The organism is Streptomyces yokosukanensis, assembly GCF_001514035.1.
Taxonomy (GTDB): Bacteria; Actinomycetota; Actinomycetes; order Streptomycetales; family Streptomycetaceae; genus Streptomyces; species Streptomyces yokosukanensis.
On sequence record NZ_KQ948219.1, the window covers coordinates 231,468 to 258,428 of the forward strand.

Sequence of the window (26,961 nt, forward strand, 5' to 3'; positions counted from 1 at the left end):
TTCGCCCGTCCCTCCCCCTTTACGCGTCCGCCTCCTACGCGTCCGCGTACTTCGCGTCCGCCGCCGGGTCCAGGGCCAGGCGGTATCCGCGCTTCACCACCGTCTGGATCAGCTTCGGCGCGCCGAGGGCCGTGCGCAGGCGGGCCATCGCCGTCTCCACCGCGTGTTCGTCGCGGCCCGCGCCCGGCAGCGCCTTCAGGAGGTCCGCCCGAGGGACCACCCAGCCCGGGCGGCGCGACAGGGCGCGCAGCAGCGACATGCCCGCCGGCGGGACCGGCTTGAGGTCGCCGTCGACCAGGACCGCGTGGCCCCGGATCTCCACCCGGTGCCCGGCGATCGGCAACGAGCGTGCCCGGGCGGGGAGTTCCCGACACAGCAGCTGGACCAGAGGGCCCAGGCGGAAGCGCTCCGGCTGGAACGTGTCCACGCCCTGCGCCTGCAGCGGCAGCGCGGTCACCGGGCCCACACAGGCCGGCAGGACGTCGTGGGAAAGGGCCGCCACGAGCTCCGGCAGCCGGCCTCTGTCCTCTGCCCGCGAGAGCAAGGAGGCGGCCGCCGGGGCGCTGGTGAAGGTGAGCGCGTCCACCGCGCGGGCGACCGTCGCGTCCAGGAGGCGGTCCAGGGGGGTGATGTCCTCCGGGGGCATCCAGCGGTACACCGGGACCGGGACCACCTCCGCTCCCCCGGCCCGCAGGGACTCCACGAAACCCGGCAGCGGTTCGCCGTGCAGCTGTACGGCGATACGGCGGCCGTCCACGCCCTCCTCCAGGAGCCGGTCCAGGACCTCGGCCAGGGACTCCGAGGAGGGCGACCACTCCTCCGTCAGACCGGCCGCGCGGATCGCCCCCTTGACCTTGGGGCCCCTGGCCAGCAGTTCCGCATCGCGCAGCCGTCCGAGCAGCTGCTCGCCGAGGCCCCAGCCGTCGGCGGCCTCTATCCAGCCCCGGAAGCCGATCGCCGTGGTGGCCACGACCACGTCCGGCACCTGCGCGATGATCCGCTTTGTGGCGGCGAGGAGTTCGCCGTCGTCGGCGAGCGGCACGATGCGCAGGGCGGGTGCGTGCAGCACGGCGGCCCCGCGCCGCTGCAGCAGGGCGCCCAGCTCGTCGGCCCGGCGCGCGGCGGTGACACCCACGGTGAATCCCGCGAGCGGCCCGTGCTCAAGGGCTCCGGAGTGCTGCTCTTCGTCGTACATGGGACTCTCCTAGCTGACCGGCACGCCGAACGAGCCTGTCAACGGCGCGTGACAGGCTCGGTTCAAGGTGATGTCACCGGTGTTACGTCACACTTCCGCGTAGCTGAGCTGCGGTTTTGTCTCCGCAGTAGCCATGGTCGCAGCCTGCCCGGCCGGACGGCGAAGGTATACGGCCCATGTCAGAACGAAACATGCGCCGTAGAAGGCGAGGAAGGCGACGAACGCGCCGGTGCCGGAGCCGTAGGAGAGGAAGGACTGGCGGAAGGCCAGGTTGATACCGACCCCGCCGAGCGCGCCGACCGCGCCGATGAGGCCCATGGAGGCGCCGGACAGCCGGCGGCCGCAGGCCGTCGCGGCCTCCCCCTCCAGGCCCTTGGCCAGGGCCTTCGCCTGGAAGATGCCGGGGATCATCTTGTAGGTCGAGCCGTTGCCGAGGCCGCTGAGCGCGAAGAGCACCACGAAGACGCTGACGAACAGCGGCAGCGACTTCTCCCGGCTCGCGAGGATCAGTACGGCGGTGGCGGCGGCCATGGCGACGTAGTTCCACAGGGTGATGCGCGCGCCGCCGTACCGGTCGGCGAGCCTGCCGCCGACCGGCCGGATCAGGGAGCCGAGCAGCGGGCCGATGAAGGTGAGACAGGCGGCCTGCAGCGGCGTACGCCCGAACTGGATCGTCAGCACCTGCCCGAAGGCGAAGCTGTAGCCGATGAACGACCCGAACGTCCCGACGTAGAGGAAGGACATGATCCAGGTGTGGGCGTCCCTGGCGGCGTCGATGGCCGCGCCGGTGTCGTTCTTCACCGTCGCCAGGTTGTCCATGAAGCAGGCGGCGCACCCGGCGGCCACGACGATCAGCGGGATGTAGACGCCCAGCAGGACGCACGGGCCGCCGCTCGCGCCGATGACCGCGAGGGCGACGAGCTGGATGACGGGCACGCCGATGTTCCCGCCGCCGGCGTTCAGCCCGAGCGCCCAGCCCTTCCTCCTCAGCGGGAAGAAGGCGTTGATGTTGGTCATGGAGGAGGCGAAGTTGCCGCCGCCGATGCCGGCCAGCAGACCGACCCAGAGGAACGTCGTGAAGGACGTTCCCGGTTTCATGACCACGAAGGCGGCGATCGTCGGGACGAGCAGCAGGCTCGCCGAGACGATCGTCCAGTTGCGGCCGCCGAGGACGGCCACGGCGAAGGTGTAGGGGACGCGCACGACGGCGCCGACGAGGGTGACCATCGAGGTCAGCAGGAACTTGTCGGCGGGGGTGAGGCCGTACTCCGGGCCCATGAACAGAACCAGGACGGACCACAGGGTCCAGATCGAGAAGCCGATGTGCTCGGACAGGACGGAGAACCACAGGTTCCGATGGGCGATGCGCTCCCCGGTCGCCTTCCAGAACCCCTCGTCCTCCGGGTCCCAGCGCTCGATCCAGCGGCCACTGCGACGGGTTGGGACTGCGGCTGTCATCGCTCCTCCACGGTGCTCCGGCTGCTCGGTCTGCCATACGGCTGACTGAGCCCGAAGGTAGGGAGCACGCGTTTCACCCCTGTGGCCACGAGTGACCGGAAGGGAACGTTGCTCTCACCGTGCGCAGACCGCGGATGAGAGGGTCCGGAGGTCGGGCACGGTCGGGGAAGCGGGCGCACCGAGCGATCAGAGCCTCACACCTCACCGGTGCGCACGTGGCATCATGCAACTCGGCCTGCATGGACTCGATTTGAGAGGGATGCCCATGGCAGACACCAGTGGCCGGCCGAAAGTCGACAACCCGTACCTGGCCTCGCTGAAGAGTCTCAAGAACCGTCTCAAGACCGAGACCGAGGAACTGAAGAAACAGCTCGAGACCGCGGCCAAGGACATGGACAGCAGACGGGTGTGGGTCGGCAAGGCGGCCACCGAGTGGGCCAAGGACCTGCAAGGCCGGCGATCGCGGATGAAGGTCCTGGTGGAGAAGTTGATTCCCGCCGTGGACGCGGAGATCGCCAAGTGCCCGGAGAAGGTCACGCCGGGCGAGGCCAAGATCATGAACATGAACCTGCAGCGACAGTGATGCCGCGGATGCCGGGACAGCACAGGCATCACCGACGGGGGAGAGAGGCATGGGCGAGTTCTCGGGGATCGACGCGAAGGCGTTGAACGGCATGATCGGCTCGGTCAGGAAGGACAAGGAACGGTTGCGCCGAGGCGCGGCCTGGATCAAGTCCAGTTTTGAGCAGCACGGAATCGACGCGCAGCCCCTGACCGAACTGCTCGGCATCTGCGGCTGGCTGGACGACCAGGTGCCGCTTCTGGTCCGCCGCCACCACCTTGCCCTGGCCGCCACCGACGACGGCAGCAAGCGGTACGTGCACGCCCCCAAGGGCACAGTCATGGTGTCGATCGACGAGGCCGAGGTCGGCCGGCAGGCCGCCGCCGAACGGAACGGCAAGGCGCTGGCCGAACGGTTCAAGAAGGACTTCAGCGGCAGCAGGTCGGCGCAGCTGTTCGCCGCCCTGGAGGCGAACGCCGACGACGGCGACTTCGTCAAGGCCTTCTACAACGCCCTCGGACCGGACAACCTGGCATGGCTGTCCAACGAGATGGCCGACGACCCCTACGACGACTACTACGGCAAGCATCCCAAGGCGCTGACCCACGACCGCGATCTCATCGCCAAGACACTCGGCACCTTCACCCAGGTCGCCTTCGACGGCCGGTCGCCGCAGGAGAAGCAAGCCGACTGGAACAAGTGGTTCGACAAGTTCGCCATGGACCCGCAGCGCGGCTTCCGACCGGACCGCCTGATGCCTCTGCTCGCCGGAGGGACGTACGACAAGGACTTCCTGGTCGCGCTCGGTGACCGGGTCTTCTCCAAGGACCACCAGATCTCCGAGAACGAGTGGATGAACGGCAGCGGGAAAGGCCCTTGGGAAACCGACCACTACGCCCAGCTGTTCGATGCCATCGCGAGGAACCCCGAGGCATCCGGCGCATGGATGAGCCATGACTACGAGACCGTCCAGACCATGCTGTACCACCCCACCGCGGCATGGAACACGGCACGCTCGGCAGCCCTGGTCAAGGTGCTGCACTCGGCGACCATCGATCTGCGCTCCACGAACGAGGCTCTGGCCGAGAATCTGACCGCGCACCTCGCGTTCGACAACTACAAGCACATGAACGGCGACGAGAAGGACATCCACCCGATCGAGGGCGTGGACTACTTCTACTCACAGCTGATCACTTCGTACTGGAAGGACATGGAATACGGGATGACCTCTCCCGTCGCCGACAAATTCTGGATGGGCGACGCGACGACGGGCGGCTTCACCGAAAAGGCGTCCCAGTGGAACGAGAAGACCTTCCTCGACAGCCAGGACCCGTCCCGCTTCGGCCTGGAGGCGGGCGCACCGATGTGGCAGGCCCTGATGAACGAGTCCGCCCGCGACCCGAGGGCGGCCGGCGAACTGAGCGCGCTCTTCGACGCTTACCGCAACCGGGTCGATGCTCAGGTCGTGCACACAGCGCGTTCGGATGACACAGCGATCGAGTATCTGAGCATGAGACGCGGGCTGATGATGAAGGCCTACGGAACGGCCTTCACCTACGCGAAGGGCTCGATCGAGGGGGACGCCGAAGCCTGGTCGGAGAGCGTGAACGAATTCCGCAAGACCCTGATCGACACAGCGGCCGACGGAGTACAAGCGGGCGCCACGGGCGGCACCACCGCCATCGCCGACATGGGCAAGGAGCAGCTCACCGAACTCGGTGATTCCGCCAAGAGCTTGCTCACCGACTGGTTGGCCGGCCAATGGAGCGTCAAGCCCGAGGAGGCGCCGGGCGGGCTTGCGGAGAAGTACAAGGAGCTGTCGGACGCAGAGCTCGACACGTCGTGGCGGGACACCTACCAGAAACTGGCGGCTCAGCAACTCGATCCGGACCCGAGTAGCGGCTCGGGGGGCGGGTGGGACCCGACCATCACCCTCCCCGTCACCGTCGGCCCCGTTCACAAGAGCAGAGTGACCTACACGGGAGACCCGAGAAACTACATCAAATGCCCTGCCGACAATTTTCTCACTCCGGCAGGGCACGTGATGGATCCGGACAGGATGAGACCGCGGCAATTGAGCGCATTCTCACGGTGGCTTGAAGACTACGCGGTTGTGGCCAAGATCCAGCACGACGGTTTCAAGACGGCCCAACAATTCCAGAGTCTCCCGGACTGAGAACTCAGTGCACGGTCATCTTGGCCACTGCTCCAGGTCCCGGGGTCGGTTTGCCGTCCTGCTCCGGGATGCTCGCACCGAGCCCGAGCTCCAGCTCGGCTCCCTGACGTACCTGCGGAGACGCAGCGACGCGCAGACGCACGTGCCGGCTCCCGCCTACAGGCAGCGAGAAACGGGCTACGTCTGGGTCCCGTTCGCCCACAGCGCCTGAAGCATCGCTGGTCGGCGTGGTCGTAGGCAGGTCGCGCCAGCCGTCGGGGGCCGACCATTGGACGTGGATGCCCTCGACAGCGACTCTGCCCGGCCCGGTGCGAGTCTGCTTGCAAAAGCCGCCGTTCACGTCGTGGCAAACGGCAGACGCCCGAGTGGTGATCGCGGCGAAGCCGGTGGTGGCGGTGTTGGTCACACTGAATTCCACTGTCCGCCACTTGCCGTCCCGGGACAGGGTGGTAGGCGCCGACACAGTCGTGAACTTCAACAAGTTGAGGCCGAGATCGTTGGTCGTCCGGTCGAGCAGGTGGCCCCGAGGGTCGAGCAGATCCAGTTCCAGGTGCAACTCTCGGGTGTCGGGAGAGGTGCGGAATGCTGGAGCGACACGCAACTGCGGGCGGTTTTCGCCAGGAGCCAGGGTGAGAGCGTAGGAACCGGTGAGCGTCACGGTGCCCGCGTCTTCTGGCCGGCGCGAAGCCGCTGCGGAGGAAGAATCGGTGGTCAAGGCGACAGGCGTCCATCCCTTGCCCGTAGGGCTGTCGTGCGCGACCGTCAGTTTGCCCACGTCACCCTCGGGCACCTTGAACCGCGCCTTCAGGATGACCTGCCTATGAGACCGCGACGGATTGGTGATGAGCGGGTACACCGTCCCGGGTGCGGCAGCGGACAGCGATGTCGATACGGCTTGGAGGGTCACCCCGGACGGCGAGGCGCTGGGGGTCGGGTTCCGACCTGTACCCGTACCGCTGCAGCCTGCCAGTGCCACGGTGAGGACGCCCGCCGACGCCACAACGCGTACTGCCCGCATGGGTTCTCCCATTTCGTTGACTGGTCGATCGTACTGACCCGCGCCCTTCTCAGGAGCCCGGTCGGGCGCAGCGGCCACGGGCCCGAGAGCCGCCGGCAGGGGCCCTGGCCGCTCCGTCCAACCGGAACAAGCGGCCTCGCGCCCTCACACGGTCACCGGTTGACGCTCTGGATCTCCTGCACGACGACGTCCTGCGTGGCCCCGAAGGTCCCGTCCGGCAGATCACCGCCGTCGCCGTCGCTGCCGGTCCAATGAATCTTCCAAGTGATGGTGGCCTTCAACGGATATGACCCCTCCCCCGAGGAACGCAGATACCTCACCCCACACGGCGGCACCTCATCGGCCTTCCCCTTGGCGTACGGCTCACCGATCCGCCCACCCTTGATCTGACAGACGCCCGAAGCGGGATACGTCTCCGCGTCCGAAGTCCCCGGGTCGACCTTCAGAGAGACCGGCTCCGCGGTGGCCGTCGCGGAGATGTTCAACAGCGGCACGGAAGCCGTGACCGCGACGGGTCTGAACTTCGCACCGTCCAACCACGCCCAGGTGGGAAGGTTCACCTTCGTCGGGCCCTCAGGCGCCAAGGTCACCTGAGTACTGGGCACACGGATCTCGTTGTAGGCGAGTTCCGCGAGGATCTTCGGAGTGACCGCTTGCGGGACGTCCGCCGGCGGCGCAGCACCTTTGTCCACCCAGAAGATCTGCTTCGTGCAGTCCAGCGCGCCGGGATCCGCCTCTCTTCCCGGCGTGACGTAGGTGTCCCACCAGTAGCCCTTGCCGGTCTTGTCCTTGTTGAAGTCCTTGTACGGGTGACCGTTGACGTAGTGGTCCCGCTGCTTGGCGTCCCACTCGTACCCCGTTGAATCAGCCCCCCAGATGGGCTCCAGGTACGCCTTCAACCGGGCAGGCGTGTACTTCGGGGCGTAATAGCAGGCTGGAGGTGTCCACGTGGTCGTGGACGCCACCGGCCCGGCAGCCTGCCCCGAGCCGTTTCTGGAGGTGTCATAGACAACGGCACCGGCGATCGCTTGGACCTTCTGGTCTTTCTGGTCCACGTTGGCCTGCGTCTCGGTGCCGGTCCCGTCACCGCCTGGAACAACATCGGCCCAGGCCATCGGGCCGGAGGCCCCTAGCACCGCACCGATCACCGCGCCGCAGACCGAAATCCTGACTATGGCTGACACTGAGCCGCCCCCCTGACCGAAATGATCTGCGAAGTCTGCCAGACCCCGTCGGAGTTCTTGTCCAGCCTGGTGTTGTACAGGACGTAACTGTTCTTCGTGACGGGAGTCTTGGCGATCTTGTGAGTCTTCTTGTCCTTGCTGAAGCCCTTGCTCTCGTCGCCGCAGAAGATGAGGGTCGCCGACGTCTTGCTCTTCAGCGCCACCTTGCGGTCGTAGTAGCGGACCTCACCCGTGACCGTGGCGTCGGCCTTCTGGAACTGAGCCACCCAGGAAAGGGCCGCTTCAAGGGCTTTGCCCGTGTTGTAGTAGGCGACCGCCTCCCCCTTGGGGTCCGTCCCCGCGATCGCCGCATCCACGGCACGCAAACGCTCCGCGCTGTCGGCCAGCACCGCGTCCTTCACCGCGTCGCCCGTGTTCGAATCTTCGAAGGTCAGCGTCAGATCCGAAGGCAACGTGATCTTCGGGCGGCCGCTCGAACTCGTTGCCGAAGCGGTCGGCGAGGCCGACGACACAGCACCCGGGTCCGCCCCGGAGATCTTGTCCTTCGACTTCGACCCACCGCCACCTCCCCCGCACCCGCTGAGCAGGAGCAGGGCTGCCGCACCGGCGGCGGCTGTCGTGAGCAGGCGAGGGCGGCGGATCACGTGGGCTCCTGATGGGACGGTCGAGGTCTATGAGGCAGCGAATACGGTATCGGGGCGGGGAGTTGACGCAAAGAACACATTGCCTCGCTCCCACGGCACAGAGTGCGCATAGCCGACCAGACAGGGGCAACCGGCAGTGCCATGGGGGGCTTTGGTGCCGTGCCGCGGCCTTCCAGCTGACACTGGTTCCGCGCCTCACCCTGGAAGGGCGCGTCGGCGAGGACCTGCGCCTCGCCCGGGCCGTAATTCCTTGCACCAGTGATGGCGGCCGACACGGCGCCGACTGGAGGCAGGGGCGGCGGCATCGCTGACTGGGCGTGGGTGAGGGCACGCGGGCCGGGAGTGCGGACAGCACGAAGGCCCCGCCGCTCGGAGCGGCGGGGCCTTCGGCCACATGGGGTACCCCCGGAGGGGTTCGTGGAGATGGCGGGAATCGAACCCGCGTCCAACGGTGCAGAATCAGGGCTTCTCCGTGTGCAGTTCGCTTCGCTTTTCTCAGCCCCGGCGATCACGCGAACAAGTCGCCGACGGGCTCAGTCACTGTTTGGTTTCCCTCTTCACCCCGTGACCGGGATCAAGGTTTAGTCCCCTAGCTGATGCCAGGATCCGGGTCGGGAACAGCCCCGGGCTGACACTTCGCAAGTCGCTACTTAGGCAGCGAGGGCGAAGGAATCGCGCTTGGTGTTGGCGATTATTTTTTGCGACATATGGTTTACGAGATCATTGCCGCTTCCTCGACACGCTTCCCCTGCTTCGACATCCGCTGTCGAAACCGATCATCCCCATGTTGTTTTTTCAATCCCTCCGTGGAGGGTGCGTGCACCCGCTGTGGAGTGCGTTGCCATCCTACGTGATCGACGCACGACGGGGCCAGCCTATTCCCGGCTGCCCCGGCTAGGCGTTCCGCTGCCTGCGCTTCGCCGCAGCGATCGCGCGGTCCGACTCGCGCCGGTCCTGCTTCTCCCGCAGGGTCTGACGTTTGTCGTACTCCTTCTTTCCCCGCGCGAGGGCGATCTCGGCCTTCGCCCTGCCGTCCTTGAAGTACACGGCGAGGGGCACGATCGTGTGACCCGTCTCCTGGGACTTGGACTCCAGCTTGTCGATCTCCTCGCGGTGCAGGAGCAGCTTGCGCTTGCGGCGCGCCGAGTGGTTGGTCCAGCTGCCCTGGTGGTACTCGGGGATGTGGGCGTTGTGCAGCCACGCCTCACCCCGGTCGATCTGGACGAAGCCGTCCGTCAGCGAGCTCCGCCCCTCGCGCAGCGACTTGACCTCGGTGCCGGTCAGCACGATCCCGGCCTCGTAGGTGTCGATGATCGCGTAGTCGTGCCGCGCCTTCTTGTTCTGGGCGACGATCTTGCGCTTGCCGCCCTTCTCGCCGTCCCTGGCCTTCGCGGCCCCTCCGCCCTGCTTGGGCTGGGACTCCTTCGGTACGTACATTCCCTTGCTCATAGTGCCGACCATTTTCGCACCACGGAGGGGGTGCGGGGGAAGCGCATTTACGGGACCTACGAGGGGTCGCCGAGCCCCGTGAGCACCGTCTCCGCCCGCTGCAGGGCGTCCGCCGGGCCCACCTCCAGGTCCGGGGTGATGCCCCGGCCGTCGACCGTGTGGTCCGAGGGGGTGCGGTAGTGGCCGACGGTCAGCTCGGCCACCGAGCCGTCGGGCAGCTCGGTCGGCATCTGGATGGAGCCCTTGCCGAAGGTGCGCGAGCCGATCACCACCGCGCGGCCCCGGTCCTGCAGCGCCCCGGTGAGCATCTCGGCCGCGCTCATCGTGCCGCCGTCGACGAGGACCACCAGGGGCCGGGCGGTGTCGCCGCCGGCATCGGCGTGCAGGGAGCGCTGGACGCCGTCGACGTCGTAGGTGGCGACCAGGCCACCGTCGAGGAACGCGGAGGCGGTCTCCACCGCCTCGGCGACCAGGCCGCCGGAGTTGCCGCGCAGGTCGAGGACGATCCCGGCGTCGGCCGGGGCCTGCCGCAGCGCGGCGCGCACGGCGTCGCCGGAGCCCTTGGTGAACGCGGCGATCTTGACGACGGTGACCCCGCCGGCCTGTTTGCGCACCGTGACGGAGTCGGTGGACAGGCTGGCCCGGCGCAGCTTCTCGGTCCACGCGCGCGCACCGCGCTCCAGGCCCAGGGTGACGGTCGTACCGGCGGCCGCGTCGTCGGCGTCGCCGCGCAGTAAGGAGACCACCTCGGTGACCGGCCGTCCGTCGACCTTGCTGCCGTCGACGCTGCGCAGCCGGTCGCCCTTGTGGATCCCCGCCGCGGCGGCCGGCGAGCCGGGCTGCACCTTGGTCACCTCGATACGGCCGTCCCGCTCGCGCCCCGCCCACAGGCCGACGCCGGTGTACCGGCCGTCGAGGGCCTCCTGGAACTCCTGGTACTCGCCCTCGGAGTAGACGGCGCCCCAGCGGTCCCCGCTCCGGCTCACCGCGCGCTCGGCGGCCTCCATCGGGGACTTGCCGTCGGCCATCGCCTCGGCCGCGGCCTTCTCGACGTCCTCGTGCCGGGTGGCCGCGGGAGCGGGCCCGACGGCGGCCTTGCGCGCGGTGGCGTCGGGCTCCGGGAAGGAGCCGGTCGCGGCGCCGGTGACCAGGACGCCGGCGAAGACCAATGTCAGGGCGGCCCCGCGGCGGAAGCGGCGGGGCTGGCAGAACAGGTCTCGGCCTGACATGGCGGTGAGTCTAGGACACGGCGGAGGGCCGTACGGCCGGATGTCCGTACGGCCCTCTTGGTAAGCGTCACACCTTCAGGTACTTGCGCAACGCGAAGAACGCCGCGAGCGCCGGCATCAGCACGCTCGTGGCGAGGATCAGCGGCAGCTTGGCCAACACGGCGTCCCAGCCCACGAAGTTGATGAGCGTGAGCTTGTGGGACAGGTCCATGCCGTGGTCGATGGTGAAGTACCGGCCGACCACCAGGCCCACGCAGGCGAGGCCGCCGCCGATGAGCCCGGCGACCGCGGCCTCGGCGATGAACGGTGCCTGGATGTAGAAGCCCGAGGCACCGACCAGGCGCATGATCCCGGTCTCGCGCCGGCGGCTGAACGCCGAGACACGCACCGTGTTGACGATCAGCAGCAGCGCGACGATCAGCATCATCGCCATCACACCGAGCGCGCCCCGGTTCATCAGGTTCAGCAGCTGGAAGAGGTTGTCCAGGATGCCCTTCTGGTCCTGCACGGACTGCACACCGGCGCGCCCGTTGAAGGCCGACGCGACCACCTGGTACTTCTGCGGGTCCTTGAGCTTGATCCGGTACGACTCCTGCATCTGGTCCGGCGTCAGCGAGCTGGCCAGCGGGGAGTTGCCGAACTGCTCCTTGTAGTGCTTGTACGCCTGGTCCTGCGACTCGTAGGACACCTTCTCGACGATGGACATGTTGTGCAGGTCCGAGAGGATCTGCTTCTTCTGGTCCTCGGTGACCGCGCCCTTGGCGCAGTTGACGTCGGAATCGGCGTCGTGCTTGTTGCACAGGAAGATCGAGACGTTGACCTTGTCGTACCAGTAGCCCTTCATGGTGCTCACCTGGTCGCTCATCAGCAGCGAGCCGCCGAAGAGCGCCAGGGACAGGGCGACGGAGACGATGACGGCGAAGGTCATCGTCAGATTGCGGCGGAGACCGACACCGATCTCCGACAGGACGAACTGGGCGCGCATGGCGTCTTGTCGAGCCTTTCGGTCGTGAACTTGCTTAGTGCTGGTAGCCGTAGACGCCGCGGGCCTGGTCGCGGACGAGGCGGCCCTGTTCCAGCTCGATGACGCGCTTGCGCATCTGGTCCACGATGTTCTGGTCGTGCGTCGCCATGATGACGGTGGTGCCCGTCCGGTTGATCCGGTCGAGCAGCTTCATGATGCCGACGGAGGTCTGCGGGTCGAGGTTGCCGGTGGGCTCGTCGGCGATGAGCAGCTTGGGCCGGTTGACGAAGGCACGCGCGATGGCCACGCGCTGCTGCTCACCGCCGGACAGCTCGCCGGGCATCCGGTCCTCCTTGCCGCCGAGCCCGACGAGGTCGAGCACCTGCGGTACGGACTTGCGGATCTCGCCGCGGGACTTGCCGATCACCTCCTGGGCGAAGGCCACGTTCTCCGCGACGGTCTTGTTGGGCAGGAGCCGGAAGTCCTGGAACACGGTCCCCAGCTGGCGGCGCATCTGCGGCACCTTCCAGTTGGAGAGGCGTGCGAGGTCCTTGCCCAGCACGTGCACCTGTCCGTGGCTGCACCGCTCCTCGCGGAGGATCAGCCGCAGGAAGGTGGACTTTCCGGAGCCGGAGGACCCCACGAGGAAGACGAACTCGCCCTTCTCCAGCTCCAGGGAGACATCCCTGAGTGCGGGGCGGGTCTGCTTGGGGTAGACCTTGGAGACATTGTCGAATCGGATCACGGATGCACCACGGGTCGCCGGGGGTAGATGAGCGTGACCATACGCGAACCGGGTGTGCAAGTGCAGTCGCAGGTCGAGGTTGGGTAAGGGATGTACGTTTTTGTACCGTCGACTGCCGCCCCTCCCTTTCGGAGCGACCGGCGCGAGGTCCCCGGGAACCTGGCACAGTGGAGGGGGAACGTTCTCGTTCCCGTGAGCGTTGTAGGAGTGATGGCCGGCGCAAGGAGGGCGACCGCATGACGTACGACCGTTTGGTGTGCGCGAACTGCGCGGCGCCCGTGAGCGAGGGCCGGTGCCCGGTGTGCCGCGCCAACCGCGAGCGACTGCAGCAAGAGGGTTTCTTCGGCGGGGTGAACCCGATGGCGCTGATCGCGCTGCTGGCGGTGCTGATCGCCACCGTGGCGCTGCTGGCCCACCAGAGCGCGTGAAGCGCCTACAGAGGCGGCAAGGGGCGTAAGAAGAGCCCGAGGAACTCCCGGGAAAACGCCGCAAGGGCCCGGAGCGCCTGGCTCCGGGCCCTAGGTCTGTACGCCGCGTGCGCTGCGTGACCTGACGGCTACGCTCAGGCGGCCGCGCCGCCCCGGCCGTTGACCAGCCGCGGCAGGATGCGGAAGCCGATACCGCCGGCGATCATCGTCGCGGCGCCGATGACCAGGAACGCGGTCTGGCCGGCACCGGTCTCGGCGAGCTGCTTGTCGCCGCCCTGGGGCTTGCTGTCGGAGCCCGTGTCGGTCAGGGCCGAGGAGCCCTGGTCCTGGGTGGCGTTGTTGTTGCCGCCCTGGGGCGTGTCGTTGTTGCCGCCCGTGCTGGAGCCACCGGTGCTGCTGCCGCCGGTGCTGCCCGAACCGCCGGTGCTGCCGGAGCCGCCCGTGCTACCGGAGCCGCCGGTGTTGCCGCCGGACGTGCTGGAACCGCCGGTGGTGCTGGAGCCGCCGTCGGTGCTGCCACCCGTGGTGCTGCCACCGGTGGTGCTGGTGCCGCCGTCGGTGGTGCCACCGTTCGTGCTGCCACCGTCGGTGGTGCCACCGTTCGTGCTGCCACCGTTCGTGCTGCCACCATCGGTGGTGCCACCATCGGTGCTGCCACCGTCCGTGGTGCCGCCATCGGTGGTGCCACCGTCGGTCGAGCCACCGTCGGTGGAGCCACCGTCCGTGGTGCCGCCGATGCTGACCGTGCCGCCGATGCCGCCGTCCGTGGTGCCGCCGTCCGTGGTGCCGCCGTCCGTGGTGCCACCGTCGGTGGTGCCACCGTCGGTGGTGCCGCCGTCGGTCGAGCCACCGTCCGTGGTGCCGCCGTCCGTGGTGCCGCCGTTGCCGCCGCCGTCGGTGGTGCAGATGGCGATCGGGCAGCCGCCGTTGTCGCCCCCGTCGGTGCCGCCGTCGTCGTTCCCGGCGTTCGTGTGCACGCCCAGACCGATCGGGCCGGCCTCGACACCGAGGTCCAGAGCGGAGGCCGCGCCGGCGGCGGTCAGTGACGCACCGGCCGCGATCACGGCGCCCGCGGCTATCCGCGCGACCCGGATCCGCGTCTTCTTCGTCATGTGGTTGCTACCCCCAGTAGCTGTTCGTCAATGAAGCGGCGCGTGGGGCATGCCGTGATCGACGGGAGGCAGCCGGTGACGAAGTCTGCGTCAACTCATTCCCCCGGTTCACATGCGCCCCTTTAAGTACGCATGCCGCGTGCCACCCTTCCGATTTTTCAAAGCAACGTCAAGGCCGTTGCGGGCCTGATGTCCCTTGGGTAGGGGTTTGCTGTGACTTGAAGCCTGTGAGTGTGATGTAAAACCCAGACAAAAGACAACTGCCGCCTCTCGGGCGGCAGTTACCTTGTCGACAAAATTACTTCTCCTGCTGCTTGCGCCAGCGAATGCCGGCCTCCAGGAAGCCGTCGATCTCGCCGTTGAACACGGCCTCGGGGTTGCCGACCTCGTGCTCGGTGCGCAGGTCCTTGACCATCTGGTACGGGTGCAGGACGTACGAACGCATCTGGTTGCCCCAGGAGTTGCCGCCGTCGCCCTTGAGGGCGTCCATCTTGGCCTGCTCCTCCTGGCGACGGCGCTCCAGCAGCTTGGCCTGGAGGACGTTCATCGCCGTGGCCTTGTTCTGGATCTGCGAGCGCTCGTTCTGGCAGGAGACCACGATGCCGGTGGGGATGTGGGTGAGGCGCACCGCGGAGTCGGTGGTGTTGACGCCCTGGCCGCCGGGCCCGGAGGACCGGTAGACGTCCACCCGCAGCTCGGACTCGTCGATCTCGATGTGGTCGGTCTGCTCGACCACGGGCAGCACCTCGACGCCCGCGAAGGACGTCTGGCGGCGGCCCTGGTTGTCGTAGGGCGAGATGCGCACGAGGCGGTGCGTGCCCTGCTCGACGGAGAGGGTGCCGTAGGCGTACGGCACCTGGACGGCGAAGGTGGTCGACTTGATGCCGGCCTCTTCGGCGTACGACGTCTCGTAGACCTCGGTCTTGTAGCCGCGCTGCTCCGCCCAGCGCAGGTACATGCGCTGCAGCTTCTCCGCGAAGTCGGCGGCGTCGACACCGCCGGCCTCGGCGCGGATGTTGACGAGCGCCTCGCGGGAGTCGTACTCGCCGGACAGCAGGGTGCGGACCTCCATCTCGTCCAGCGCCTTCTTCACCGAGGTCAGCTCGGACTCGGCCTCGGCGCGGGTGTCCGGGTCGTCCTCCTCCTCGGCCATCTCGAAGAGGACGGCGAGATCGTCGATCCGGCCGCGCAGCGCCTCCGCCTTCCTGACCTCGGCCTGGAGGTGGGAGAGCTTGCTGGTGATCTTCTGCGCCTCGTCCGGGTTGTCCCACAGGGACGGCGCGGCCGCCTGCTCCTCGAGCACGGCGATGTCTGCCCTCATCGTGTCGAGGTCCAGGACGGCCTCGATCGACTCCATGGTCGAGGAGAGGGACTTCAGCTCTTCGGATACATCGACGACTGCCACGCTTCAAGCGTAACGGCTGTGGCAACCGACCTCGGCCGCCCTGCCCCCGCCCCCGCGCTCACGGCTCACGGGGCTCAGGGGGCCGATGTGCTGTGGGTGTCCTGGGGCGGCTGGTCGTCGCCGCCGGAGGAGGCCAGATACGCACCGACGCCCACGACGGCCGCCACGGCCACCCCCGCCACGCCCAGCGTGATCCGGCGCCGCCGCACCGTGGCCCGGTGCCGGGCCGAGCCCGGCCTCGGCGCACCGGTGGCCCGCGGGGCGCGCGCCGTGCCGTGGGCGCCGCCCGCCAGCTCGTCCGGCGCCGGCACCCGCATCGACGTGTGCGTGTCCCGGTTGGAGTCCGGCTTGGCGCCGGGCACCAGCGACACCGCCCCGCGCCGCCGCTCCGGCTCCCCCGCCGGCGGTTCCGCCGGCGCGGACTCCTCCGCCGCCTCGCCGAAGAGGTCCGGCTCGTCCACGTCCAGCGGCGGCATCCCGACCAGCAGCGGCAGCTGCTCGCGCAGCCGAGCCGCCAGCTCCGAGGCGCGCAGCCGGGACGCGGGTGCCTTGGCCAGGCACTGCACGATCAGCTGCCACAGCTCTTCCGGGATACCGGGCAGCGGTACGACGGTCTCGGTCACATGCCGCCGCAGGACCGCGCCGGGGTGGCCGCCGCCGAAGGGGGTGAAGCCGGCCAGCAGCTCGTACAGGACGGTCGCGAGGGCGTAGATGTCCACGGCCGCGCGCGGCGGCAGGCCCTCGACGATCTCGGGGGCCAGGTAGTCCGGCGTACCGATGATCTTGGTGGCGCGGGTCCGCTTCGGCGAGTCGATCAGCTTGGCGACACCGAAGTCGGTCAGCAGGGCGGGGTGGGCGCCGCCGGGCCCGAGCGGGCCCTGCATGTCGAGGAGGACGTTCTCGGGCTTGACGTCCCGGTGGACGACCCCGGCCGCGTGGGCCGCCGCCAGCGCGTCGGCGACGTCGGCGACGATCGCCACGGCCGCCTCGGGGGAGAGCCGCCGCTCGCGCTCCAGGCGGGTGCGCAGATCGGTGCCGCGCACGAGGTCCATGACCAGGGCCAGGTCGTTGCCGTCGACGACCAGGTCGCGCACCGTGACGATGTGCGGGTGCTCCAGGCCGAGCAGCGCGGTGCGCTCCTGGACGAAGCGTCCGACCAGCTCCTGGTCGCAGGAGAGGTCCTCGCGCAGCAGCTTGACGGCGACGGGGCCCTCCGGCCCCTCGCCCAGCCACACCGTGCCGGCGCTGCCCCGCCCCAGGATCTGGTTCGCGGTGTACCGGCTGCCGATCTTCCGTGCCAAGACTGCTCCTACGGACGCGTGTTGCCGATAAAACTACGCGTCCGACGAGCCAACCTTCACCGCCGAGGCGGAAATCACCCGCCAGGTGTCGACAAATCCGCAAACTCGCGGCCAGTTACCGCGAGTACGGGGTTCAGTTGCCGCCGCCCGAGGAGCCGCCCAGGTCCTTGACCCACTTGCCCGTCTGGTGGATCCAGTGGGTCACCTCGTGCCAGTAGCTGCGGCCCTGGCCGATCCAGGTGTGCAGCGGGGTCAGCTCATAGATCAGCCAGCTCGCCACGACCAGGATGACGATCGTGAACAGGCAGCCCTTCAGACAGCCGAGCCCCGGGATCTTCATGGGGTTGGCGCTGCGCTGCCGCGGCGCGCGCGGCTCGCGCGCGGGGCGCTGCGGCTCCGGCGCGGGCGGCGCGTACTGCTGGGGCTGCTGCGGCGGGGCGTACTGCTGGGGCTGCTGCTGCGGGGCGTAGCCGTACCCCTGCTGGTATCCCTGCTGCCGGCCGCGCGGCTGCGGCTGCTGCGGGCGGGGCTGCGGGGCCTGGCGCGGCGCCTGCGCGGGCCGGGTCACCTGCCGCTGCGGCCGGTGGTGCAGCGGGTCGTCCTCCGGGGACAGGTACTGGACCTGCGTCTGCTCGTTGCGGTCGCGGGCCGCGCGCAGCTGGGTCTGCCAGGGGTGCGGCTGCTCGGGCTGCTGCCCCTGCGGGCCCGTGTTCGGCAGCACCGCCGTCGGGTCCGCCGCGCCCGTGTTCGGCAGTACGGCGGTGGGGTCGGCGGCACCGAGGGGCGCGCCGGTGTGCGGCAGCACGCTGGTCGCCGCGTTCGGGTCGTTCTGGCCGTACGACCCCTGTGGCGCGTTCGTGGGCAGCACCTGGGTGGGGTCGGCGGCGCCGGGCACGCCCGGGACGGCGGTCGGGTCCGGGTCGGGGGCGAGCAGCGCGCCGACCCCCTCGGCGGCCGCGATCTGCGCGGCGTTCGCGTGCACACCGACGCCCTCGGCGACGACCCGCAGGCCGCGGGCGAGGTTCTCGGCGCTCGGCCGCTGCGCCGGGTCCTTGCGCAGGCAGCGCTCTATGACGGTCCACAGCGGGTCCGGGACGGTGGAGGGGCGGCGCGGCTCGGCGCTCAGGTGCTGGTGCAGGACCTCCAGGGCCGTGCTGCCGGCGAACGGCGGGCGGCCGGTGACCAGCTCGTACAGCAGGATGCCGGCGCCGTAGATGTCGACCGCGGAGGTCTGCGGGCGGCCCTCGGCGGACTCCGGTGCCACGTACGCGGGCGTGCCGACGAACTCCTGGGTACGGGTCAGACCCGGGGAGTCCGCGAGGCGGGCGATGCCGAAGTCGGTCAGCATCGGGTGCATCCGGCCGTCGTTCTGCGCGAGCAGCACGTTGGCGGGCTTCAGGTCGCGGTGGACGACGCCGTCGGCATGACTCGCGGCGAGCGCGTCGGCGATCTGCGCGGTCATCAGCGCGGCGGCGACCGGCGAGAAGGAGCCGTTCTCGCGCAGGTAGCGGTGCAGGTCGGGGCCGTCGACGAGATCCATGACCAGCGCCAGCAGATCACCCTCCACGACCAGGTCGCGGACCCGGACGATGTTCGGGTGGGTGAGGCGGAGCAGGACGGAGCGCTCTCGCAGGAAGCGCATCACGATGTCCGGATCGCTCGCCAGCTCCTCCTTGAGGACCTTGATCGCGACCGTCTCGCCGGGCTGCCCGGCCACGGCCGCCTCGGCGCCCGCGGTCTCGCGCTGGCGGGCACGCCAGACAGTGCCTGTGGCGCCGCGTCCGAGCGGCTCCTCAAGCAGGTACTTGCTGCCGACTGGCCGCACGTCACGCGCTCCCTGCTGCTTGCTGCTGCTTGCTTGCCTGCATTCCGGATGTTCCGCCCCACTGTAGTGCCGCCCTTCTGGGCACTACGCAAGCGTTACCGAGCATGTTCGAGATGTTCGAAAGCTTTGGCATGACTCGACACGACTCGACATGACCGGCCGGAACGAAGAGTTCGACGGGAAGACGCACGACCCGGTCGACTGGTTGCCGAAGTCGGACGTGATCGATCTCAACTGATCCCCGGTACGGCACCGGTCAGGCACTTTTGGGGGCAGAGCCGACCAATCAAGATCACTTGTCACCGGGTCCGGGGCGCGTTGTCGGTGGCAGGTGCGAGGATGCCTTCCAGTACTGGCCGACGTGCTCGTGTGGGGTGGGGGGAAGTCCGTCCCGCGCAGACCCGCGCAGAAGGGACCGCTGACGCCGATGCAGATCCGGCTGACCGTCGTAGACCCGCTCGGCCCGTCCTCGCCGCGGGGCCGCGCCGCGAGCCGCGACGTGCTGGTCACGGCGCCCACCGGCACGGACCTCGCCGCGGTCGCGTCCGCGCTGGCCGGGGCGGTCACCGGCGAGGGCGGCGCGGGCCGCGACACCGGCGGTGCGCCCGTGGTGCTGTACGCCGGCACCGAACGCCTCGACCCGCGCCGCCGCACGCTCGGCGAGCCTCCGCTGGTCGACGGCGCCGTGCTGTCCCTGGGTGCCCCGGCCGTCGCCGAGCCCCATCCCGAACTGGACGACGCGCCGACCCAGCTGCATGTCGTCGCGGGCCCGGACGCGGGCGGGGTCCATCTGCTGCACGGCGGCCGGATCACCGTGGGCCGCTCGGACGACGCGGACGTGCCGCTCGACGACCCCGACGTGTCCCGGCTGCACTGCGCGGTCACCGTCGGCGCGGACGGCCGCGTCTCGGTCGCCGACCTCGGCTCGACGAACGGGACGACGCTGGACGGGACGCGGGTGGGCGAGCGTCCGGTGCGGGTCCCTGCCGGGGGCCTGCTGCGGATCGGGGAGTCGGCGCTGCGGGTCGCTCCGGGCGGGGGGCCGCGGGTGGAGACCGTGGCCGACGGGGAGGGGGCGGTCAGGGTTGCGCCGGGCGGCCGCGACGCGGTCCGGCCTCCGGCCGGACCCGGTTCCTCACCCGCACCACCTGTGCGCGAATCGTCGTCGGGCGCGGATGGCCCCCGCGGGGCCGGGGCCGTGTCGGGCCGTGTGAGTGGTCCGCGTGGCGGTGGAGGGCCCTCGGTGGGGGCGGGTGATGCCTGGCCGGGGAGCTCGGGGGCCCCGCACGGTCGTGACGCGGCGGGGTGGGGGGCCTCCGGGGGCGGCGGGCTGGAGCATCGGCGCGCGGAGCCCGGCGTGGTGCCGGGGCAGGCCGGGGCGCCGACCATCGAGAACCGCGGCGACGGGGACACGCACGCCGGCCGCTTCGGCGTCGGCGGATCGGGCTCGGCCGCCGGGGCGCCGTACGGCGACGCGGCGGAACACGGGCCCGCTCACGGTGCCCCCGAGCCCGGCGAGGATCCGCGGGCGCACGGCCGTGAAGGCACCCCCGGCGGCGGCACCGGCAGCGGCACCGGTGTGTCCCCGGGGGCGCGGCGGCGTGGGCTCGGCGCGTGGGCGCGCCGGCTGACCGGCGGACGCGGTGAGCAGCAGCCCGTGGGCCCCGAGGCGTACGACGGCTCCCCGGCCCGCACCGGCACCGCCCAGGCGGCCGTCGCCCCGCAGCAGCCGGACATCTGGCCGGATCCCGCCGCACTCCTGCTCACGGCGCTCGGTCCCGGGCCCCGGCTGTGGGAGCGCGGGCCCGGCCACGCGGAGGCGCTGACCGTGCGGCTCGGCACCGCCGACCGGAGCGCACCGGACGGCTCCGGCCTGCTGCCCGCGGTGCCCGTGACGGCGGCACTGCGCGAGGCGGGCGCACTGGGCCTGGCCGGTCCGCGCCCCCGGCTGTCCGGGCTGGCCCGCGCCGTGCTCGCCCAGCTGGCCGCGCTGCACTCCCCCGACCAGCTGGAGATCGTGCTGATCAGCGCCGACCGCTCGCGCTCCGTGGAAGAGCGCACGGCCGAGTGGTCCTGGCTGGGCTGGCTCCCGCACATCCGGCCGGGCCACGGCCAGGACTGCCGACTGCTGCTGGCCTACGACCGCGAACAGGCGGCGGCCCGCGCGCAGGAGCTGCTGCGCCGGGTGGACGACCACGCGGCGACCGGCAGAAGCGCGGCCCACCCCGGGCGCGCCACGGCACCCGCACCCGGCGACCCGGCCGACGCCACGGCGCCCGGCTCCCGCCCGGACGCCGTCGCCCAAGCCTTCCCCTCGGGCACACCCTCGCAGGGCACCGCCGACGCACCCGCGCCCTTCCCGGCCCCGGCCGACGGCGGCGGCATCGCCCCCGCCACCCCGGGCGCACCCGACCAGGCAGTCGCTTCCGGCCGTCCCGGCACCTCCGCACACGGCTCCCCCCACGCCTCCGGCGCCCCCGGGGCGTCGCCCCAGGGGGCCGACCCCGGGCACCTCGGCGGCCCCGCGTCCGGGCACGCGCACGGCAGCCCCGGCGTACCGGCCCAGGGATTCGCCCCCGGCCACCTCGGCGACCCCCCGTCCGGGCACGCCCACGGCGCCCCTTCCCCCACGTCCCCCCACGCCTCCGGCATCCCCGGCGTACCGGACCGGACACCAACTCCAACTCCGGGCCGTCCCTGCGCCCCCACCGCGTCGTCCGAGGGACTCGCTGCCGCCCACGCCGGGCACGGCGCCCCCGGCGCTCTCCCGGGCTCCGCCCCGGCCGGTTCCCCCGCTCGTCGGCCCTCCTGGGCCATGGGGGATGCCGAGGCCGGCGCGGGCGGGGGATTCGGCGGGCCGTACACCGTCGTCGTCGTGGACGGGGATCCCGGCGGCGGCGCGCTGCGGGACGCCGTGGCGCGGCTCGCCGTGGCCGGGCCGCGGGCCGGGATCCATGTGATCTGTCTCGCAGAGACGGAGCCGGCCTCGCCCGCCTCCCCCGTGGCGCTGACGTACGAGGCCGCGTGCGCGGTGGCGCCGACGTTCCGGCGCTGCGGCGCCGTCGCGCTGCTCAGCGGTGATGTCGCGACCGCGCTGCACCTGCTGCGGGTGGCGCCGAGCGGGCCCGTCGGCGCGGGCACACACGGCGCCGTGGACGCGGTCTCCCCCGCCTGGGCGGAGCGGTTCGCGCGGGCGCTCGCGCCGCTCAGGCCGGACGGTCCGGCCGACGCGCGGGACACGCGCGTGGCCGCGCCGTTGCCGCAGTCGGCGCGGCTGCTGGACGAGTTGGGGCTGGCCCGGGCCACCCCGGCGTCGCTGATGGCGCGCTGGGCGGACGCCGCGGACGACAGCCGGGCGCGGGGTGGCCGGGCGCGGGCGGTGCTGGGTGCCGGGCCGCGCGGCCCGCTCACCGCCGATCTGGTGGCCGACGGGCCTCATCTGCTGATCGAGGGGCCGGCCGGCAGCGGTCGTACGGAGTTGCTGCGGGCCGTGGTGGCCTCGCTGGCCGCCGCCGAGCGGCCGGACCGGCTGGGCGTGGTGCTGGTCGACGGCCGGGACGGTGTCGGGACGGGCGCGGCGCACGGCGAGGGCCTGCGGGTGTGCACCGACATACCGCATGTCACCACGCATCTCGTCGCCAACGACCCGGTGCGGATGCGGGAGTTCGCCCAGTCACTGTCCGCCGAGCTGAAGCGGCGGACCGAGCTGCTGGGCCGGACGGACTTCGCGCAGTGGCACGCGGGACGCACGGCGTCGGGCCGGGTCGTGGCGCAGCGCACCTCCTCGAACGGCGACATAGAAGCGCCGCCCAGCTCCACCCTGCGGCTGCGGCCGGGGGCGGCCGCGCGGCAACAGGCCGAGGCCGCACCGCCGTTGCCGCGTCTCGTGGTCGTCGTCGACGATCTGGACGCCCTGGTCTCGCCCTCGCTCGGCTCGCCGGGCCGGCCCGCCGCCGGGTCGGTGATGCGTGCGCTGGAGGCGGTCGCCCGGGACGGCGAGCGGCTCGGGGTGCATCTGGTGGCGGCGTCCGGGCCCGGGGGGCGTACGGCGCAGACGGAGCCCGCGCGGCGGGCGGCGCTGCGGGTCGTGCTCGACGCTCCGCTGCAGGGCCCGGACGAACCGGCGCCGGGTCGGGGGAAGCTGGCGCTCGCGGACGGGCGGGCCGCGGGCTTCCAGGGGGGCCGGGTGACGGGCCGTATCCCGCGCACGGCGACCCAGCGGCCGACGGTCGTCCCGCTGGACTGGCAGCGCATGGGCGACCCGCCGGCCCGCCGACCGGTGCGGGAGCTGGGCAACGGCCCCACCGACCTGGCCCTGTTGGCGAGCGCGGTGGAGCGGGCGGCCCGGGAGGTGTCGGCGGCCCGGGTGCCGTCCCTGCTGTAGCCGAAGAGAGACGCATACCCCCCTGGTCACGAGCCGGTCACGATGACCCGTCGGACACCGCAGGCGCTCTTGCCCGCCATGAACGGCCCGGCGTACACCGGAGCCCACGGGACCGAGTTCTGAGGTTCGACGACGTCCGCCGACGTTCAACGGAGAACGACGAACGGGGAAGTGATGCGCAGCAAGAGCAGCACCATCCGGACACACAGGGCCGTCACCACACTCGCCGCGCTGCTCGCGGGAGCGCTCGCGCTCACCGCGTGCTCCAGCGGCGACGGCAACGACAAGGGGGAGGGCGGCGGGGATCAGACCCCGAGCGGCTCCACCGTCACCCTGCCTCGACTGAACGGCGCCCATCTCGAAGTGGCCGCCGTCTGGACCGGCGCCGAGCAGGCCAACTTCAAGAAGGTTCTCGCCGAGTTCGAGAAGCGCACCGGCGCGAGCGTCACTTTCGTGCCCGCCCAGGACCCGATCATCAACTTCCTCGGTTCGAAGATCGCGGGCGGCCAGCCGCCGGACGTGGCCATGCTGCCGCAGCCCGGCGCCATCAAGCAGGCTGTGCAGAAGAACTGGGCCAAGCCGCTCGGACCGGACGCCCTGAAGGAGCTTCAGCAGAACTACTCGCAGGGCTGGCAGGACATCGGCAAGGTCGGCGGCAAGCAGTACGGCGTCTACTACAAGGCCGCCAACAAGTCGCTGATCTGGTACAACGCCAAGGTCTTCGCCAACGCGGGCGCCCAGGAGCCGAAGACCTGGAAGGACCTGCTGACGGCGGCGCGCGCGGTGTACGACTCCGGAGTCACCCCGTTCTCGGTGCCGGGCGCGGACGGCTGGCCGCTGACGGACTGGTTCGAGAACGTGTATCTGTCCCAGGCGGGGCCCGAGAAGTACGACCAGCTCGCCCAGCACAAGATCAAGTGGACGGACCCCTCGGTCGAGCAGGCGCTGACGACCCTCGCCCAGATCTGGGGCAAGAAGGACTATCTGGCGGGCGGTCAGGACGGCGCGCTGCAGACGGAGTTCCCGGCCTCGGTCACCCAGACCTTCACCGGTGGCGACCAGCCGAAGGCCGCGATGGTCTACGAGGGCGACTTCGTGCAGGTCAACATCGCTGAGACCAAGGCGAAGGTGGGCACGGACGCGAAGGTGTTCCCGTTCCCGGCCGTCGGCTCCACCGCGCCCGTGGTCTCCGGCGGCGACGCGGCCGTGATCCTGAAGGACTCCAAGGCGGCGCAGGCCCTGGCCACCTTCCTCGCCTCCCCGGACGCGGCGACGATCCAGGCGAAGCTCGGCGGCTATCTCTCGCCGAACAAGAACGTGCCGGTCTCGGCGTACCCGAACGCGGTGCAGCAGAAGATCGCGGGGGCGCTGATCGCATCCGGGGACGACTTCCGCTTCGACATGTCCGACCAGGCCCCGCAGGCCTTCGGCGGCACCCCGGGCAAGGGCGAGTGGAAGGACCTGCAGGACTTCCTGAAGAACCCGACGGACGTGGCGGGCGCCCAGGCGAAGCTGGAGAAGGACGCGGCGGCCGCCTACGGAAGCGGGAGCTGATCCGGCGATGGCGTCGGCAGCGGCGGCCGGGGCCCCACCGGGTCCCGCCGCGCCCCGCGGTCGTCACAACCGTCAGAGCGTGACCGGCACCCGCAAGGCCGTGGCAGCCCTGTTCCTGCTGCCCGCCCTGGTGCTGCTCGGCGCGCTCGTGGTCTACCCGATCGGGTACTCGATCGTCCGCAGCTTCTACGACAACTCCGGCGACGGTTTCGCGGGCGTCGACAACTACAAGACCCTCTTCACGGACGACGGCATCCGCACCGCTCTGAAGAACAACGTCATCTGGGTGGTGTTCGCGCCGACGGTCTCCACCGCGCTCGGGCTGATCTTCGCGGTGCTGACCGAACGGGTGCGCTGGGGAACGGCGTTCAAGCTGGTCGTCTTCATGCCGATGGCGATCTCGATGCTGGCGGCCGGGATCATCTTCCGGCTGGTGTACGACCAGGATCCGCACAAGGGCGTCGCGAACGCGGTGTGGGTGGGCGTCCACGACACCTTCGCGCAGTCGTCGGCGTTCCCCAGCGCCCATCCGGGCCGCGAGTCGCCGCTCGAACCCGATCACGGCGGGTTCGTCACCGCGGCGGCCGTGCACACCGGCCGGGCCGTCGCCCTCCCGCTCGTCGGCGTCGCCCCGGACCAGATGCCGCACGACGCGCGGAAGGCCGCGGCGGCCGAGCCGCAGCCGGGGCGGATCACCGGCACCACCTGGCAGGACTTCACGCGCGGCAAGGGCGTGGGACGGCTCGGCGCGCCCGATCCGTCCGAGCTGGGCTATGCCGGGATGCGGATCGAGGCGGTGAAGGACGGCAAGGTGGTGGCCTCCACCCGGGCGTCCGGCGACGGCACCTTCACCCTGCCCGCGTCCGCCGACGGGGCTCGACTGCGGCTTCCGGCAAGCAACTTCAGGGAGCCGTACAACGGTGTCGAGTGGCTCGGCCCGGCGCTGGTCACCCCGGCGGTCATCGGGGCGTACGTGTGGATGTGGGCGGGCTTCGCGATGGTGCTGATCGCGGCGGGGCTCGCGGGTGTGCCCCGGGAGCTGCTGGAGGCGGCGCGGGTGGACGGTGCCAACGAGTGGCAGGTCTTCCGCAAGGTCACCGTGCCGCTGCTCGCGCCGGTCCTCGCGGTGGTCGCCGTCACGCTGATGATCAATGTGCTGAAGGTGTTCGACCTCGTGTACATCATCGCGCCGGGCTCGTCCCAGGACGACGCGAACGTGCTCGCCCTGGAGCTGTACCGCAAGGGCTTCGCGGAGGGCCGGCCGGGCGTCGCGAGCGCGATCGCGGTGCTGCTGCTGGTGCTGGTGATCCCGGTGATGGCGTTCAACATCCGTCGGCTGAGGCGGGAGGTGCGGCGATGACGGCGACCGCCAGGAGCGTCACGGAAGTCGGTCCCGTCCAGGCGGTTCGGGCGCGGCGGTCGCTCGGTTCGAGGATCGCCGAGAAGCTGAGCGGCGGCCTGGTCCGGGTGTTCCTGATCGTCGTGGGCCTGTTCTGGCTGGTGCCGACGATCGGTCTGCTCGTCTCCTCGCTGCGCGCGCCCGAGGACATGAGCGCGAGCGGCTGGTGGACGGTGTTCTCCAAGCCGTCCCAGATCACCTTCGACAGCTACCGAAAGCTGCTGGAGAACGGCGACATCACCCACTCCCTGCTGAACACCGTGCTGATCACGGTGCCGGCGACGGTGCTGGTCGTGGTGATCGGCGCGCTCGCGGGCTACGCGTTCGCGTGGATGGAGTTCCCGGGCCGGGACTGGTGGTTCCTGGGCGTGGTGAGCCTGCTGGTGGTGCCGGTGCAGGTGGCGCTGATCCCGATCGCCGAGCTGTTCGGCAAGCTCGGCCTGTTCGGGACGATTTTCGGGGTGATCCTGTTCCACACCGGCTTCGGTCTGCCGTTCGCGGTGTTCCTGCTGCGGAACTTCTTCGCGGAGATCCCGCGGGAGCTGCTGGAGGCGGCCCGGCTCGACGGCGCCGGGGAACTGCGGCTGTTCGCCCGGGTGGTGATGCCGCTCGGCGGGCCGGCGATCGCGAGCCTCGGCATCTTCCAGTTCCTGTGGGTGTGGAACGACATGCTGGTGGCGCTGGTGTTCACCAAGTCGGGCACCCAGCCGATCACGGTCGCGCTGCAGACGCAGGTACGGCAGTTCGGCAACAACATCGACGTGCTGGCGCCCGGCGCGTTCATCTCCATGGTGATCCCGCTGGCGGTGTTCTTCGCGTTCCAGCGGCAGTTCGTCTCCGGGGTGATGGCGGGCGCGGTCAAGTAGCCGCGCACCGGGACACTCCGCCGGGGGCGGGCCGCGCATCGTGTGCGGTCCGCCTCTGTCCCC

20 protein-coding genes and 1 other RNA gene are annotated in these 26,961 nt (G+C 70.6%); 7 read left to right on the plus strand and 14 right to left on the minus strand.

Annotated elements, in window-relative coordinates; genetic code table 11:
• Positions 1-34 precede the first annotated feature (34 nt).
• Both AQI95_RS31680 and AQI95_RS31685 read right to left on the minus strand, forming a co-directional pair.
• Complete coding sequence (locus AQI95_RS31680) at positions 35-1,195, minus strand: uroporphyrinogen-III synthase (RefSeq protein ID WP_067131668.1); 1,161 nt, start codon at positions 1,193-1,195, stop codon at positions 35-37.
• Between the two features lie 87 nt (positions 1,196-1,282).
• Positions 1,283-2,653 carry a nitrate/nitrite transporter gene (locus tag AQI95_RS31685; protein WP_067131671.1) on the minus strand — a complete coding sequence of 457 codons (1,371 nt, stop codon included), beginning with the start codon at positions 2,651-2,653 and terminating at the stop codon, positions 1,283-1,285.
• A gap of 265 nt (positions 2,654-2,918) precedes the next feature.
• Between AQI95_RS31685 and AQI95_RS31690 the strand changes: the two genes are divergently transcribed.
• Complete coding sequence (locus AQI95_RS31690) at positions 2,919-3,236, plus strand: hypothetical protein (RefSeq protein WP_067131674.1); 318 nt, start codon at positions 2,919-2,921, stop codon at positions 3,234-3,236.
• Between the two features lie 49 nt (positions 3,237-3,285).
• Positions 3,286-5,391, plus strand: coding sequence for a hypothetical protein (locus AQI95_RS31695; protein ID WP_067131678.1), 2,106 nt, complete (start codon positions 3,286-3,288; stop codon positions 5,389-5,391).
• A 4-nt stretch (positions 5,392-5,395) separates the two neighbouring features.
• Here AQI95_RS31695 and AQI95_RS31700 read toward each other — a convergent pair whose 3' ends face one another.
• From AQI95_RS31700 to ftsE, 8 genes are all read right to left on the minus strand, one after another.
• Positions 5,396-6,166, minus strand: a complete 771-nt coding sequence (locus AQI95_RS31700) for a hypothetical protein (RefSeq protein ID WP_159056613.1) — start codon at positions 6,164-6,166, stop codon at positions 5,396-5,398.
• A gap of 395 nt (positions 6,167-6,561) precedes the next feature.
• Positions 6,562-7,524, minus strand: a complete 963-nt coding sequence (locus tag AQI95_RS31705) for a hypothetical protein (RefSeq protein WP_067131886.1) — start codon at positions 7,522-7,524, stop codon at positions 6,562-6,564.
• Positions 7,525-7,580: 56 nt separating this feature from the next.
• Entirely contained in the window at positions 7,581-8,234 is a 654-nt protein-coding gene (locus tag AQI95_RS31710) for a hypothetical protein (protein WP_067131884.1), read from the minus strand.
• A gap of 418 nt (positions 8,235-8,652) precedes the next feature.
• Positions 8,653-9,021: a transfer-messenger RNA gene (gene ssrA / locus AQI95_RS31715) on the minus strand.
• 110 nt (positions 9,022-9,131) lie between these two features.
• Positions 9,132-9,674: an SsrA-binding protein SmpB gene (gene smpB, locus AQI95_RS31720; RefSeq protein WP_067131684.1), complete on the minus strand. Its 543-nt coding sequence runs from the start codon at positions 9,672-9,674 to the stop codon at positions 9,132-9,134.
• A gap of 68 nt (positions 9,675-9,742) precedes the next feature.
• Positions 9,743-10,915, minus strand: a complete 1,173-nt coding sequence (locus AQI95_RS31725; RefSeq protein ID WP_079071571.1) for a S41 family peptidase — start codon at positions 10,913-10,915, stop codon at positions 9,743-9,745.
• A gap of 67 nt (positions 10,916-10,982) precedes the next feature.
• The gene (gene ftsX, locus AQI95_RS31730; protein WP_067131689.1) at positions 10,983-11,900 is read right to left on the minus strand and encodes a permease-like cell division protein FtsX; all 918 of its coding nucleotides are present in this window, start codon (positions 11,898-11,900) and stop codon (positions 10,983-10,985) included.
• 34 nt (positions 11,901-11,934) lie between these two features.
• Positions 11,935-12,624, minus strand: a complete 690-nt coding sequence (gene ftsE / locus AQI95_RS31735) for a cell division ATP-binding protein FtsE (RefSeq protein WP_067131692.1) — start codon at positions 12,622-12,624, stop codon at positions 11,935-11,937.
• A gap of 236 nt (positions 12,625-12,860) precedes the next feature.
• Between ftsE and AQI95_RS31740 the strand changes: the two genes are divergently transcribed.
• Positions 12,861-13,052, plus strand: coding sequence for a hypothetical protein (locus tag AQI95_RS31740; RefSeq protein ID WP_067131695.1), 192 nt, complete (start codon positions 12,861-12,863; stop codon positions 13,050-13,052).
• Between the two features lie 134 nt (positions 13,053-13,186).
• Here AQI95_RS31740 and AQI95_RS31745 read toward each other — a convergent pair whose 3' ends face one another.
• The 4 genes from AQI95_RS31745 to AQI95_RS31760 form a co-directional block, all read right to left on the minus strand.
• Complete coding sequence (locus AQI95_RS31745) at positions 13,187-14,164, minus strand: hypothetical protein (protein ID WP_067131698.1); 978 nt, start codon at positions 14,162-14,164, stop codon at positions 13,187-13,189.
• Between the two features lie 298 nt (positions 14,165-14,462).
• Positions 14,463-15,569: a peptide chain release factor 2 gene (gene prfB / locus AQI95_RS31750; RefSeq protein WP_067131701.1), complete on the minus strand. Its 1,107-nt coding sequence runs from the start codon at positions 15,567-15,569 to the stop codon at positions 14,463-14,465.
• Between the two features lie 74 nt (positions 15,570-15,643).
• Positions 15,644-16,870: a serine/threonine-protein kinase gene (locus AQI95_RS31755; RefSeq protein ID WP_067131706.1), complete on the minus strand. Its 1,227-nt coding sequence runs from the start codon at positions 16,868-16,870 to the stop codon at positions 15,644-15,646.
• Positions 16,871-17,003: 133 nt separating this feature from the next.
• Positions 17,004-18,695 carry a serine/threonine-protein kinase gene (locus AQI95_RS31760; RefSeq protein ID WP_067131709.1) on the minus strand — a complete coding sequence of 564 codons (1,692 nt, stop codon included), beginning with the start codon at positions 18,693-18,695 and terminating at the stop codon, positions 17,004-17,006.
• 427 nt (positions 18,696-19,122) lie between these two features.
• On the opposite strand from AQI95_RS31760, the gene AQI95_RS31765 reads away from it, so the two are divergent.
• From AQI95_RS31765 to AQI95_RS31780, 4 genes are all read left to right on the plus strand, one after another.
• On the plus strand, positions 19,123-23,079 hold the full coding sequence (locus AQI95_RS31765; protein ID WP_067131711.1) for an FHA domain-containing protein: 3,957 nt from the start codon (positions 19,123-19,125) through the stop codon (positions 23,077-23,079).
• 174 nt (positions 23,080-23,253) lie between these two features.
• Entirely contained in the window at positions 23,254-24,633 is a 1,380-nt protein-coding gene (locus AQI95_RS31770) for an ABC transporter substrate-binding protein (RefSeq protein WP_067131714.1), read from the plus strand.
• Positions 24,634-24,640: 7 nt separating this feature from the next.
• Positions 24,641-25,993, plus strand: coding sequence for a carbohydrate ABC transporter permease (locus AQI95_RS31775; protein ID WP_079071573.1), 1,353 nt, complete (start codon positions 24,641-24,643; stop codon positions 25,991-25,993).
• The gene (locus tag AQI95_RS31780; protein WP_067131720.1) at positions 25,990-26,898 is read left to right on the plus strand and encodes a carbohydrate ABC transporter permease; all 909 of its coding nucleotides are present in this window, start codon (positions 25,990-25,992) and stop codon (positions 26,896-26,898) included. Before AQI95_RS31775 ends, AQI95_RS31780 begins: the two co-directional genes overlap by 4 nt.
• Positions 26,899-26,961: the final 63 nt, after the last annotated feature.

Coding starts and splice junctions, on each gene's coding strand:
- AQI95_RS31680 (WP_067131668.1), bottom strand. CDS start 1,195: ATGTACGACGAAGAGCAGCACTCCGGAGCCCTTGAGCACGGGCCGCTC.
- AQI95_RS31780 (WP_067131720.1), top strand. CDS start 25,990: ATGACGGCGACCGCCAGGAGCGTCACGGAAGTCGGTCCCGTCCAGGCG.
- AQI95_RS31745 (WP_067131698.1), bottom strand. CDS start 14,164: ATGACGAAGAAGACGCGGATCCGGGTCGCGCGGATAGCCGCGGGCGCC.
- AQI95_RS31725 (WP_079071571.1), bottom strand. CDS start 10,915: ATGTCAGGCCGAGACCTGTTCTGCCAGCCCCGCCGCTTCCGCCGCGGG.
- ftsX (WP_067131689.1), bottom strand. CDS start 11,900: ATGCGCGCCCAGTTCGTCCTGTCGGAGATCGGTGTCGGTCTCCGCCGC.
- AQI95_RS31685 (WP_067131671.1), bottom strand. CDS start 2,653: ATGACAGCCGCAGTCCCAACCCGTCGCAGTGGCCGCTGGATCGAGCGC.
- smpB (WP_067131684.1), bottom strand. CDS start 9,674: ATGTACGTACCGAAGGAGTCCCAGCCCAAGCAGGGCGGAGGGGCCGCG.
- AQI95_RS31695 (WP_067131678.1), top strand. CDS start 3,286: ATGGGCGAGTTCTCGGGGATCGACGCGAAGGCGTTGAACGGCATGATC.
- AQI95_RS31690 (WP_067131674.1), top strand. CDS start 2,919: ATGGCAGACACCAGTGGCCGGCCGAAAGTCGACAACCCGTACCTGGCC.
- AQI95_RS31740 (WP_067131695.1), top strand. CDS start 12,861: ATGACGTACGACCGTTTGGTGTGCGCGAACTGCGCGGCGCCCGTGAGC.
- AQI95_RS31765 (WP_067131711.1), top strand. CDS start 19,123: ATGCAGATCCGGCTGACCGTCGTAGACCCGCTCGGCCCGTCCTCGCCG.
- AQI95_RS31705 (WP_067131886.1), bottom strand. CDS start 7,524: ATGGCCTGGGCCGATGTTGTTCCAGGCGGTGACGGGACCGGCACCGAG.
- AQI95_RS31775 (WP_079071573.1), top strand. CDS start 24,641: ATGGCGTCGGCAGCGGCGGCCGGGGCCCCACCGGGTCCCGCCGCGCCC.
- AQI95_RS31770 (WP_067131714.1), top strand. CDS start 23,254: ATGCGCAGCAAGAGCAGCACCATCCGGACACACAGGGCCGTCACCACA.